Here is a 12623-nt window from a genome sequence, read left to right on the forward strand (position 1 = left end):
ATTTTTATGCGCATTGAACACCTGATCAACGGCAAACCCGTCACCGGCAGCCAGTATTTCGAAACCATCAACCCAGCCACGCAAGAGGTGCTCGCAGAAGTGGCCGCCGGTGGCGCCGCCGAGGTGAACATGGCGGTGCAGGCTGCCAAGGCGGCTTTTCCCGGCTGGGCAGGACGCCCGGCTACGGAGCGCGCAGCCCTGATGCGCAAACTGGGCGAGCTGATTGCAAAGCATGTGCCGGAGATTGCCCAAACCGAAACCAAAGACACGGGCCAATCCATTGCACAGACCGGCAAGCAACTGGTGCCGCGCGCGGCGGACAACTTTCAGTACTTTGCCGAGATGTGCACCCGGGTGGACGGTCACACGTACCCCACGCCCACGCACCTGAATTACACGCTGTTTCACCCTGTGGGTGTGTGTGCACTGATCTCGCCCTGGAACGTGCCTTTCATGACGTCTACCTGGAAGGTCGCACCCTGTCTGGCTTTTGGCAATACGGCGGTGCTGAAGATGAGCGAACTCTCGCCCATGACAGCAGCCCGGCTGGGCGAACTGGCCATGGAAGCGGGCATTCCTGCCGGGGTGCTCAACATCGTTCACGGCTACGGCAAGGATGCTGGCGAGCCCTTGTGCGCACACCCGGACGTGCGGGCCATCTCGTTCACCGGGTCCACCGCCACCGGCAACCGCATTGTGCAGGCCGCAGGTCTCAAAAAGTTCAGCATGGAACTCGGCGGCAAGAGCCCCTTTGTGATCTTTGCCGATGCCGACCTGGAGCGCGCGCTGGATGCCGCGCTGTTCATGATCTTCTCCAACAACGGCGAACGCTGCACCGCTGGCTCGCGCATCCTGGTGCAAAGAAGCATTTACGCAGACTTTGCCGCCAAGTTCGCTGCCCGTGCGCAGCGCATCACGGTGGGCGATCCACTCGATGAAAAAACCATCATCGGCCCCATGATTTCGCAGGCTCACCTGGCCAAGGTGCGCAGCTACATTGAACTCGGACCCCAGGAAGGCGCCACACTGCTGTGTGGTGGACTGGACGCGCCGGACCTGCCCGCGCACTTGGCCAGGGGCAACTTCGTCAAGCCCACCGTGTTTGCAGACGTGGACAACCGCATGAAAATTGCGCAGGACGAAATCTTCGGGCCAGTGGCCTGTCTGATTGCATTTGAAGATGAAGCCGATGCCGTGGCCAAGGCGAACGACATTCAATATGGCCTGTCCAGCTACGTCTGGACCGAAAACCTGGGCAAGGCGCATCGGGTGGCTGGCGCCATCGAGGCGGGCATGTGTTTCGTCAACAGCCAGAACGTGCGCGACCTGCGCCAGCCGTTCGGTGGGACCAAGGCCAGCGGCACGGGGCGCGAAGGTGGCACCTGGAGCCACGAAGTTTTTCTGGAGCCCAAGAACGTGGCCGTGTCCATGGGGTCGCACCACATTCCGCATTGGGGAGTCTGATCATGGGAAAGCTCGCACTGGTAGCCAAGGTCACGCATGTGCCCTCGATGTACCTTTCGGAACTTGAGGGACCGCGCAAAGGCACACGACAGGATGCCATTGACGGCCACCAGGAAATTGGGCGGCGTTGCCGCGCACTGGGCGTAGACACCATGGTTGTCTTTGATACGCACTGGCTGGTCAATGCCAATTACCACCTGAACTGTGCGCCCCACTTCAAGGGTTTGTACACCAGCAATGAGTTGCCTCACTTCATCGCCAACCTGCCGTTCGAGTGCCCCGGCAACCCCGCACTGGGGCAGTTGCTGGCCCGGGTTTGCGTGGAGCACGGCGTTGAGACGCTGGCGCACCACACCACCACGCTGAACCCGGAGTACGGCACGCTGGTGCCCATGCGCTACATGAATGCCGATCAGCACTTCAAGGCGATCTCGGTATCTGCGCTGTGCACTGCGCATTACCTCAACGACAGCGCCCGCCTGGGCTGGGCGATGCGCAAAGCGGTGGAAGATCACTATGACGGCACGGTCGCTTTTCTGGCCAGTGGCTCGCTCAGCCACCGCTTCGCGCAAAACGGCCTGGCCCCGGAGTTTGCCTTCAAGGTATGGAGTCCTTTTCTGGAGCAACTGGACCACCATGTGCTTGGCATGTGGCAGACCGGCCAGTGGCGTGATTTCTGCGCCATGTTGCCCGAGTACGCATCCAAAGGACATGGCGAAGGCTTCATGCACGACACCGCCATGATGCTGGGCGCACTCGGTTGGTCCGAGTACGAGGGGCGGGCAGAGCTTGTCACGCCTTACTTCGGCGCGTCGGGCACCGGCCAGATCAATGCGGTGTTTCCGGTCACCCCCGTCAGTGGCGCGATGATCCCGCCCGCGCAGGCTTCCTCCGCTGCGGGCTACCAGGCCTTCAGCCGTTTGTAGAAAGACACGGCCATGCCGCACCTGCTCATTCTTTACACCGCCAACCTTGATCGACCTGCGCAGGAAGGCGGCAGTGACATGAGCGCTTTGTGCCGCGCGCTGGCCGACACCATGCTGGGCGCACGCGACGAGGCTGGCGAGGTGGTGTTTCCGCCCGGTGGCGTTCGCGTGCTGGCCTACCCGGCTGCCCACCATGCCGTGGCCGACGGTGGCGCTGCAGCCCTGGCCACCGGTCAATCCGGTGACTATGCGTTTGTGTACCTGAACCTTCGCATGGGGCGTGGCCGCAGCGCGGCTGTGCATGAAGGTGTGGGCCGGGCCTTGGAGGCCTGTGCCAAGGCGCACTTCGCCCCGCAACTGGCGGCACGGCCCATCGGTATCACGCTGCAGATTGACGAAGGCCCCGAAGTCTTTGATGCCAAGAACAGTTCTCTGCACCCCTTGTTCAAGAAAGAGTGAGCCATGCTCGACAACACCGTCATCGAACAACTTGCCGCCGAGTTGCAGCAGTCTCAACAAAGTGGGGTGCAGGTGGAGCACTTCTCCAGGCGCTTTCCGGGCATCACCACGGAAGACGGCTACCGCATCAGCCGTGCCTGGGTGGCGCAGCAGATTGCAGCGGGTGCAAAGGTCATCGGCCACAAGATCGGTCTGACCAGCCGCGCCATGCAAATCGCCAGCCAGATCACCGAACCGGACTACGGTACCTTGCTGGACCACATGCGCTTTGAATGCACGCCGGGCCAGGTGCTCAACATTCCCGCCGCGCGCTTCATTGCACCGCGGGTCGAAGTCGAGCTGGCCTTTGTGCTGAAGGCCCCGCTGCAGGGACCCCACGTGGATATGGCGCAGGTGCTGGCGGCCACTGACTACGTGACCCCGGCTGTTGAGATCATCGACGCGCGCATTGAACAGTTCGACCGCCACACCAGGGTCATGCGCAAGGTGTTTGACACGATCAGCGATAACGCTGCCAACGCCGGCATTGTGCTGGGTGGCGCGAAGGTGGACCCGCGCAGTGTGGACCTGCCCTGGTGCGGCGCCATCCTGCGGCAAAACGGCGTGGTCGAGGAGACAGGTCTTGCCGCCGGTGTGCAAGGTCACCCGGCCATCGGCATCGCCTGGCTGGCCAACAAGCTGGCGCCTTGGGGTGAAACGCTGAAAGCCGGGCACGTCGTGTTGGCCGGCTCTTTTACCCGTCCCGTGGCTGCCCAGGTGGGCGACTCCTTCGAGGCTGACTACGGCCCGCTGGGTTGCCTGCGTTTTCAGTTTGTCTGAGGAGAGTGCCATGAGCCAGGCTTTCATACGCCCCCTTCGCTGCACAGAGGCTGAATGGGCTGCGCGCGTCCAGCTTGCTGCCTGCTACCGCATCTTTGCCCATCTGGGCTGGGCCGAACTGATCTACAACCATATTTCACTTCGCGTTCCCGGCGAAGACGGGCATTTCCTGATCAACCCCTTTGGCCTGCACTACACCGAGGTCACGGCGTCCAATCTGGTCAAGGTGGATGGGGACGGCAACATCATGGGCCACAGCGACTGGCCCATCAACCCGGCGGGCTTCACCTTTCACGGCGCCATTCACGCCACGCTGCCCGATGCGCATTGCGTGATGCATGTGCACACCACGCCCACCATGGCCGTGTGCTGCCTGAAAGACGGGCTCTCGTTCACCAATTTTTATGCTGCACAACTGTGGGGCCAGGTGGCCTACCACGACTTTGAAGGTATCACGGTACACCGCGAAGAAGGAACGCGCATCCTGGCCAGCGCCGGCGGAAAACGTGTACTGCTGTTGCGCAACCACGGGCCTGTGGTGATGGGCCGCACGCTGGCACAGGCCTTCAACCTGATGTGGCTGGTGCAGCGCGCCTGCGAAATTCAGGTGGCTTCGCAGGCGCTGGGTGTTCTCCAGCCCATATCGGAGGCTGCTTTGCAGGCATGTGTGAGAGACTCGCTCAACTTCAACCTCAACTTCGGTGCGGGTGAGGATTCGTTCGCTGCCATGCAGCGTTTGATCGACCGCATTGACCCTGGCTACAGAGCCTGACGGCATCTATTTCTCCTGAATGATCATGCAGATTCCACACAACACATTTCGCGATGCACTGCGCGCCGGACAGGCACAAATTGGCTGCTGGGTTGGTTTCGCCGATACCGGCGTAGCCGAAGCCCTGGCTGGCTGCGGTTTTGACTGGCTGTTGCTGGACGGGGAGCATGGTCCCAACAATCCTCGCACCGTGCTCGACCAGCTGCGGGCGCTTGCGCCTTATCCGGTGCAGGCGGTGGTGCGCCCCGTACAAGCCGACGTGGCACTGGTCAAGCAGTACCTGGATGTAGGCGCGCAGACACTGCTGATCCCCATGGTTGACACGCCCGAACAAGCGGCCCTCATGGTTCAAGCCATGCGCTATGCGCCCGATGGCATCCGGGGCATGGGCGCTGCGTTGGCGCGGGCCTCGCGCTGGAACCAGATTGAAGATTACGTTCACCATGCCAATGATCAAATGTGCCTGCTGGTGCAGGCCGAGACGACATTGGCGCTCAAAAACCTGCACGCCATTGCGCACACCGAGCATGTGGATGGCGTGTTTTTTGGTCCAGCCGACCTGTCCGCCTCCATGGGTTTCCGCGGTCAGCCCAATCACCCGGAAGTGCAAAAAGCCATTCTGGACGGCATAGCGACCGTGCGCGCGGCGGGCAAGGCTGCCGGCATCCTGATGACCGACAAAAAGCTGGCCCAAATCTACCTGGACGCAGGCGCACTGTTTGTCGCCGTGGGGGTGGACACCACCTTGCTGGTCCGCGCCGCCACTGACTTAGCGCAGAGCTTTCGCGGTCCCGATTCAGCCAAGCCCTTGCGCCAGAGCACGGGATACTGAGCGGCGTTTGTGGGGAGACTCGCCCTCAGCGGCGATGGGCGGCGGCAACGGCCTGGCCCAGCTCGATCACGGCCAGCGCGTAGTAGCTGCTCCAGTTGTAGCGCGTGATGGCGTAAAAATTCTCTGTGCCTGCCACATAGCTTGGCGCAGCGTCGCCGTTTTGCAATTCGACCAGCGCCAGGGGGCCTTTGTGCTGCAGGGCAGCGCCCTCAAGCACTGCGCCTTTCGAGACGAAACCCGCCACGTTGAAGGTGGGCAGGATATCGGGCGCGAGCAAGGCTTCTTTGTCCAGCTTGCTGGTGTCAAAGCTCACCGGGTAATGCGTGGGCATGCCGGGCTGCCAGTTGAATGCCTTGAAATAGTTGGCCACCGAGCCGATCACGTCAGCTGCGCTGTTGAACAAGTCCACCTTGCCGTCACCATCGAAGTCCACCGCGTACTTCACCCAGCTTGACGGCATGAACTGGGGCATGCCCATGGCCCCGGCGAAGCTGCCGCGCAGGCTCAAGGGGTCCACGCTCGTGCGATGGGTCAGGCTGAGGAATTGTTCGAGTTCGCCTTTGAAAAACTCTGTGCGCTCTTTGGTTCGGGGGTGGTTGGTTGGGAAGTCAAAGGCCAGCGTGGTTAAAGCATCGATCACGCGAAAGGTGCCGACCTGCTGGCCATAGATGGTTTCCACCCCGATGATGCCCACGATGATTTCGGCCGGCACGCCAGTTTCGGCTTCCGCGCGGGCTAGCGTCTCGCGGTTGTCCTGCCAGAACCTGACGCCGGCTGCAATGCGGACCGGGTCAATGAAGCGGCTGCGGTACACAGCCCAGTTCTTGGGCGTGCCTGCGGGCGGTGGCTGGATGAACTTGGCCACCTGGGGCAGGTAACGGGCCTGGCCCAGGGTGGCGCGAACCCATTGGGGGTCCAGGTCCCGGCGCGCGGCAATGTCATCGGCGGCCTGCATGGCGTCGGCGCGCTGCGCATAGGCCGGGCCTGGCAATGCCGGCTGGCGGGCTTGTCGCGAGTGTGCCAGCTTTTTCTTGGAGGCTTTTGCTGCACTGGCCCCCGTGGCGATTGCACAGGTAGCTATAAAAATAGTAGCAATGAGGTAGGGCTTGGAAATCACGGGGACAGTGTCAGTTGTTTGAGTTCGCGTTGCAGTTTAACGAGGGTGGCGTGCTTGCCGCCGCTTGCGCCATAGCGCTGCGCTTCCAGGCGCAGCAGCCAGTCGTGCAGGGCCATTGCCTGCGGATTATTCCGGCCTAGTTGTTCCAGCATTTGCTCGGCCATGCGCCGGGGCGGGCTGTGGGGGGCGAGTGCCACGCCCGCCTTCTGAAGCTTGCGCGCCGCCCTGTCCAGCAGTCGCAGCCAGGGGTCCTGGCGATGGCGCTCCCAAAGGGTCCAGGCTGCGGCGCACAGGCTGGCAACCACTACCACGCCGATCAACACCAGACCGAGGTCTTCCCAGCTGGGCGATTCAAAACCGATGTTCTTCAGCAAGTCGAGCTGTTTGCCCTGGGTGTAATTCAGCACCCATTGGTTCCAGCCATTGTTGACGGCATCCCACATGGCGCGCAGGTTCAGCGCAAAAGCCGGGCTGACGCTGCCCAGCAAGGCGCTGGCAATGGCGCCGCGTGGCGCCTGCAAGCGCTGCAAGCTTCCGGTGCGCCCCGGTGCCACGGCGGAAGTCGGGTCCACCCGGACCCAGCCACGTCCGGCCAGCCAGACTTCGGTCCAGGCATGGGCGTCGCTCTGGCGCACCGTCCAGAAGCCGTCCACCGTGTTTCTGTCGCCCCCCTGGTAGCCGGTGACGATGCGGGCGGGTATGTCCAGCGCGCGCATCAGAATGACAAAGCTCGACGCAATGTGCTCGCAAAAGCCCTCCTTGCGGTCAAACCAGAATTCGTCGGCTGTGTGCTGGCCAAAGACGCCAGGTTCCAGTGTGTAGGTGTAGCCACCGCTGCGCAGGCGTTGCAGCACGGCTTGCACCAGCTGGCCGTGATCAGCGGTGGCCAGGGCCGGGTCGCGTCGCAACTCGGCAGCCAGGGCCAGTGTGCGGGGGTTGAAGCCCGGCGGCAGATTCACATAGTCTTGCAGTCCGACCTCAGTCTTTGCCGGGCCGTGAGAGAAGTTCGGGTAGCTTTGGGCGCTGTAGCGCACCAGGTCTGAGATTGGACGCTCGGTCTGCCATTGCAGCTCGGAGGTCATGGTGGCGTCAAAGCCGGGCAGGACGGGTTTGGCCGGGCTGGCATCGAGCACCAGCAGCCAGGGGCGGTGGTTGGGCTCCAGGGTGACCGTGTACCGGATCGGCGCGCCCTGCACCTGCAAGTTGGCGGTGGGCTGCAGCCGGGGTGGGAAACTGGAGCGCAGGGTACGCCAGTCGCGCCCATCGAAGGTCGACAGTACCGGGCCGCGAAAGTACAAATCGGACTGTCGTGGTGGCGCACCCTCAAAGCGGATGCGCATGGCAATGCTGTCGTCCAGCGCCAGACTGGCGATGGTGCCCACTTGCATGGTGGCGGACAGGCCGCTACGCCCGGCCATGCCGTCGCTCGGAATACCCCACAGCGGGGCTACCCGGGGGAACAGCACGAACAGCACCGCCATGATGGGCGCGCCCAGCAGCGCCATCCAGCCCGCGGTTTTGGCGGCCTGCAACAGGGGCGGCTTGCCCACCGGCATGTGGGCGTTGACCAGTGCGGTGAGCAGCCCCAGCAAGGCCACCAGCATCGCAGCCGCGGTGAGCAGCGATTGCGAAAAAAAGAAGTTGGTCAGCATCGTGAAGAAGCTGAGGAAAAAGATCACGAAGGCATCGCGCCTGGCGCGCAATTCCAGCGTCTTCAAGGCCAGCAACACCACAACCAGGGTCACCCCGGCATCGCGCCCCAGCAACGTTTTGTGTGTGAACAGGGTGGCCGCCACGGTCACGATCAGCAGCGCCAACAGCCACCACCGGGAAGGCAGGGGCTTGACGGTGAAGGCCAGCCAGCCCCGCCACAGCAGCACAGCCGCCGCCAGCGCACTGCACCACATCGGCAGCTGGCTGACCTGCGGCATGAGCACCCAGGCGATCACGAACAGCAGGAACAGGGTGTCGCGGCTGTCGCGGGGCAGTTTGCTCAGGCGGTTCAGCATAGGGCCAGCGCCTCCAGGCATCTTCTCTTGTGACCCTCGCCGCTGGCCGGCTTGATTTCCTGCGCGCTCAGGCGCAGGCCATAGCTCAGCCCCTGCTTCTCTGCCATCAGCACCCAGGCACACAGGCGGGACAGTTGTTGCTCGGCATGGCCCGTGCCGGTGTGCTGCTGGTCCAGCCACAGCTCAAAACGCTGCACCTGTTGGGCGTCACGGCTGACCAGTTCGTCGGCTTTGGCAGTCTTTTTCCAGACCACCAGTTTCAGGGGGTCGCCCCTGCGGTAAGCGCGCACGCCATCGTATTCGCCGCTGGCCTGTTGCCGGGCCGAGGCCGCGCCACCGGACCGGGGCTCGCCCTGCGGCAGGGGCGGTGGATAAGGTTCCGGCGCCGGGTAGACGAGGACCTGGGCAGCGGGGCGCCACACCGTCCATACCCTGAAGGTACCGAGCGGAAAACGCGTCTCGGCCGTCAGCGTTGGCACCCGGTGCAGGCCACGTCGCACCGGCTTGAAGGCAATGTGCACGGTGGCGCTGCCCTGCGCCGGCACATCAGTCCAAACCCAGTGGTCCGATCCCATCACGGCCAGCCCGATGCCGTGCCGGATGCTGCGCCGCAGGTTTTGCAGGTTGATGCCAATAATGGCACTGGCCCCCGCAAATTGGGCGTCAGGCGCTATCAAATTCATCGTTAATCCACGCAGCGTGCCGTGGCACACATGCATGCCCACCACGGCACTGCCGGCCAGCAGAAAGGTCAGCAGATAGCCCAGATTGAGCTGGTAGTTGATGGATGCCACCAGCAGCACCAGGATCGTGGCACCCAGCATGAAGCCGGGGCCCGTGGGCAGGATGTAGACATTGCGTTGGGTCAGGGCCGTGGTGTCGCGCAGCGGCAAGCGGGCCTCGAACCAGCGCTGAAGTCGCTCCCGGACATTGAAAACACTCACGGCAGCGGCACAGCGTCCAGCATGGCGCGCACCTGTTCCACCGCACCACGGCCTGCATCACCGACCGGAATCAGGCGGTGGGCCATGGTTTGCGGCAGGATGGCCTGCACATCGTCCGGGGCCACATAGTCGCGCCCGCTGAGCAAAGCCTGTGCCTTGGCGGCGCGCACCACGGCGATCCCGGCGCGCGGGCTCAAACCCTGCAAAAACCATTGTCCGGTGCGGGTGGCTGCAATCAGGTTCTGCACATAGTCCAGCAGGGGCTCGCTGGCGTGCACATCCAGCACCTTGCGCTGCAATAGCTGAAGCTCGTGCGCCGTGAGCAGGCTGGGCAGGGCGTCCACCAGTTCGCGGCGGTCATGTCCGGCCAGCAATTCACGCTCGGCGGCACGGTCGGGGTAGCCCAGCGAGATGCGCATCAAAAACCGGTCCAGCTGCGACTCCGGCAAAGCGTACGTGCCCAGCTGGTCATGAGGGTTTTGCGTGGCAATCACGAAAAAAGGCGAGGGCAGGGCACGGGTTTCACCTTCCACTGTGACCTGCTTTTCCTCCATGGCCTCAAGCAGCGCACTCTGGGTTTTCGGGCTGGCCCGGTTGATCTCATCGGCCAGCAACACCTGGGCAAAGATGGGGCCGGGGTGGAAAACGAAGGCTTCCTTGCCGCGCTCGTAGATGGAAACGCCCGAAAGATCGCTGGGCATCAGGTCCGAGGTGAACTGGACCCGTGAGAACTGCAGGCCGAAGGTTTTGGCCAGCGCATGGGCCAGTGTGGTTTTTCCGACACCGGGTACGTCCTCAATCAGCAAATGTCCGCCAGCCAGCAGACAAGCCACGCAATCTTGACATTGCTCAGGTTTGCCCACAATCACCGTGTTAAGCTGATCGACCAGTGATTTGAGTTTTTGTTGTGCATCCATGGCATGACGTTACCTGAAAACAAGAGAGACGGGCGCGCACTGTGACTATGACCGGATACTTTACCCACCGCGATTGCTGGAAACATGAAATGGGCGCGGGTCACCCCGAATGCCCGGAGCGACTCGATGCCATCGAAGACCGTTTGCTCATCTCGGGCCTGGACGTGGCGCTGGACCGGCGCGAGGCGCCTATTGCCCCCCTGACCGATATTGAACTGGCGCATGGCCGCATGCATGTGGCCTCCATCCGGGGTCTGAGCGACGGGCTGAAGGAAGAGATTGAAGCCGGTGGCCCCACCCATGCCCAGGTCGATCCCGACACATCCCTCAATGTCAGTACCTGGGATGCCGCCTTGCGCGCCGCCGGTGCCGCACTGGCCGCGACCGACGCCGTGATTGCCGGGGAACTGGAGAATGCATTTTGCGCCGTTCGCCCGCCGGGGCACCATGCCTGTCGCGACAAGGCCATGGGCTTCTGCTTCTTCAACAACGTGGCCATTGCCGCCAAGTACGCCGTGGAACGCCACGGCCTGAAGCGGGTGGCGATTGTCGACTTTGATGTGCACCATGGCAATGGCACCGAAGATATCGTCGCGGGCGACCAGCGCATTTTGATGGTGAGTTTTTTCCAGCACCCGTTTTACCCCGAGGGGGGAAGCCTGTCGAATGCCAGCAACCTGGTCAATCTGCCGGTGCCGGCCTACACCAGGGGCATGGATGTTCGGGATCTGATTGAATGCAACTGGATGCCGCGTCTGGAGGCGTTCCGCCCCGAGATGATCTTCATCAGTGCCGGTTTTGATGCCCATCGCGAAGACGATATGGGTCAGATGGGCTTGGTCGAGCAGGACTATGCCTGGATCACCCACCGCGTGATGGATGTAGCCCGGCGCCATGCCAAGGGGCGCATCGTCTCCTGTCTGGAAGGCGGCTACAACCTGAGCGCGCTGGGGCGCAGCGTGGAGGCTCATCTGCGGGTGCTGGCCGATGTCTGATCCGCGCATTACCGATCTGGAAAGCTGGCTTGCAGCACTGACCAGATCGACCGCCCTGATGGAGTTGGGGGCATTGGTGGTGTGCGCGCTGATCGCCTGGTCGATCGCCTCGCTGCTTGGTCGCGGACTTGCCTCGCACGACAAATCCTCCATCCTGTTCGGCAGGCGAATTGTTGACGGCGTGCTGTTTCCATTGTTGCTGCTGTGCCTGGCCTACCTGGCCAAGGCGCTGCTCATGAAGTCGCTGCCGCTGGCCGTCTTCAAAATCGCCATTCCTGTTCTGATTTCCCTGCTGGTCATCCGCCTTGGGGTCAAGGTGCTGCAGGCTGCGTTCAGCGAAACACCCGTGGTCCGGCTGCTGGAGCGAACCATTTCCTGGGTGGCCTGGCTGGCCATGGTGTTGTGGGTCAGCGGGTTGCTGCCGATGATTCTGGAGGAGCTCGATCAGATCACCTGGAAGGTTGGCGGCACCACGCTGTCGGTGCGCACCATGATCGAGGGTGCCTTGACGGCGGGTGCCGTGCTGATTTTTACCTTGTGGATTTCGTCGGCCCTGGAGGCGCGGCTATTGCGTTCGGCCACCGGTGGCGAGTTGTCGCTGCGCAAGGCGGTCAGCAATGCCACGCGTGCGCTTCTGATGTTTGTGGGCCTGCTCCTGGCCATGTCGGCGGTGGGCATCAACCTGTCGGCCCTGTCGGTTCTGGGCGGCGCCATCGGGGTCGGGGTGGGTTTTGGCCTGCAAAAGCTTGCAGCCAACTATGTCAGCGGTTTTGTCATCCTGGCGGAGCGCAGCATGCGCATTGGCGACAACGTGCGGGTGGATGGCTTTGAAGGCCGCATCACCCAGATCAATGCGCGCTACACCGTCATTCGCTCGGTCACCGGGCGGGAGTCGATCGTGCCCAACGAGATGCTGATCACCAGCCGCGTGGAAAACCTGTCCCTGGCCGACGCTCGGGTCTGGCAATCCACCGTGGTTTCGGTGGCCTATGACAGCGATGTGGATCTGGTGATGCGCCTTCTGAAACAGGCCACCCTGAACCAGGACCGCGTGCTGCGCGACCCCGAGCCAACCGTGGCCCTGTCATCTTTTGGTGTGGATGGACTTGAATTCACCGTGGGCTTCTGGATTCAGGATCCCGAGAAGGGCAATCTCAGCCTCAAATCGCTCATCAATCTGGATATCCTGAAGGCCCTGCGCGAAAACCATATCGAAATCCCCTATCCGCAACGGGTTGTTCATATGCGCACATGACCGATTGCAGCCGAATTCATCGAATGTTGCGAGTTTTTTGCATCGGTGACAGAGGTGGCAGTCCGCACAGGATAAAATCATCAGTTTGGCGTAAGCATCAATCGCCTTGACGCT

Annotated in this window: 12 protein-coding genes; 8 read left to right on the top strand and 4 right to left on the bottom strand. The window is 62.5% G+C overall.

Annotated elements, in window-relative coordinates; genetic code table 11:
- The first annotated feature begins 6 nt into the window (after positions 1-6).
- The 6 genes from hpaE to hpaI are packed head-to-tail and all read left to right on the top strand — an operon-like array spanning position 7 to position 5272.
- Positions 7-1464 (top strand): 5-carboxymethyl-2-hydroxymuconate semialdehyde dehydrogenase, encoded by a 1458-nt coding sequence (gene hpaE, locus IV109_RS08830; RefSeq protein WP_296694986.1) that lies wholly within the window; start codon positions 7-9, stop codon positions 1462-1464.
- Positions 1465-1466: 2 nt separating this feature from the next.
- Entirely contained in the window at positions 1467-2390 is a 924-nt protein-coding gene (gene hpaD / locus IV109_RS08835) for a 3,4-dihydroxyphenylacetate 2,3-dioxygenase (protein WP_296694988.1), read from the top strand.
- A gap of 12 nt (positions 2391-2402) precedes the next feature.
- Complete coding sequence (locus IV109_RS08840; RefSeq protein ID WP_296694990.1) at positions 2403-2849, top strand: 5-carboxymethyl-2-hydroxymuconate isomerase; 447 nt, start codon at positions 2403-2405, stop codon at positions 2847-2849.
- Positions 2850-2852: 3 nt separating this feature from the next.
- Positions 2853-3668 carry a 2-oxo-hept-4-ene-1,7-dioate hydratase gene (gene hpaH, locus IV109_RS08845; RefSeq protein ID WP_296694992.1) on the top strand — a complete coding sequence of 272 codons (816 nt, stop codon included), beginning with the start codon at positions 2853-2855 and terminating at the stop codon, positions 3666-3668.
- Positions 3669-3678: 10 nt separating this feature from the next.
- Positions 3679-4440 carry a class II aldolase/adducin family protein gene (locus IV109_RS08850; protein WP_296694994.1) on the top strand — a complete coding sequence of 254 codons (762 nt, stop codon included), beginning with the start codon at positions 3679-3681 and terminating at the stop codon, positions 4438-4440.
- Between the two features lie 19 nt (positions 4441-4459).
- Positions 4460-5272, top strand: a complete 813-nt coding sequence (gene hpaI / locus IV109_RS08855) for a 4-hydroxy-2-oxoheptanedioate aldolase (protein ID WP_296694995.1) — start codon at positions 4460-4462, stop codon at positions 5270-5272.
- A gap of 25 nt (positions 5273-5297) precedes the next feature.
- Here the strand turns inward: hpaI and mltB are convergent, their stop codons facing one another.
- From mltB to IV109_RS08875, 4 genes are all read right to left on the bottom strand, one after another.
- Positions 5298-6227: a lytic murein transglycosylase B gene (mltB, locus tag IV109_RS08860; RefSeq protein WP_296695727.1), complete on the bottom strand. Its 930-nt coding sequence runs from the start codon at positions 6225-6227 to the stop codon at positions 5298-5300.
- A gap of 158 nt (positions 6228-6385) precedes the next feature.
- Positions 6386-8398, bottom strand: coding sequence for a DUF3488 and transglutaminase-like domain-containing protein (locus IV109_RS08865; protein ID WP_296694996.1), 2013 nt, complete (start codon positions 8396-8398; stop codon positions 6386-6388).
- Positions 8392-9342: a DUF58 domain-containing protein gene (locus tag IV109_RS08870; protein ID WP_296694997.1), complete on the bottom strand. Its 951-nt coding sequence runs from the start codon at positions 9340-9342 to the stop codon at positions 8392-8394. Before IV109_RS08870 ends, IV109_RS08865 begins: the two co-directional genes overlap by 7 nt.
- On the bottom strand, positions 9339-10259 hold the full coding sequence (locus tag IV109_RS08875; protein WP_296694999.1) for a MoxR family ATPase: 921 nt from the start codon (positions 10257-10259) through the stop codon (positions 9339-9341). The genes IV109_RS08870 and IV109_RS08875 overlap by 4 nt, the downstream gene beginning before the upstream one ends.
- A 41-nt stretch (positions 10260-10300) precedes the next feature.
- Between IV109_RS08875 and IV109_RS08880 the strand changes: the two genes are divergently transcribed.
- On the top strand, positions 10301-11254 hold the full coding sequence (locus tag IV109_RS08880) for a histone deacetylase family protein (protein WP_296695000.1): 954 nt from the start codon (positions 10301-10303) through the stop codon (positions 11252-11254).
- On the top strand, positions 11247-12509 hold the full coding sequence (locus IV109_RS08885) for a mechanosensitive ion channel domain-containing protein (RefSeq protein WP_296695002.1): 1263 nt from the start codon (positions 11247-11249) through the stop codon (positions 12507-12509). The genes IV109_RS08880 and IV109_RS08885 overlap by 8 nt, the downstream gene beginning before the upstream one ends.
- Positions 12510-12623 lie beyond the last annotated feature (114 nt).

It is taken from the genome of Rhodoferax sp., from assembly GCF_018780565.1.
Taxonomy (GTDB): Bacteria; Pseudomonadota; Gammaproteobacteria; order Burkholderiales; family Burkholderiaceae_C; genus Rhodoferax.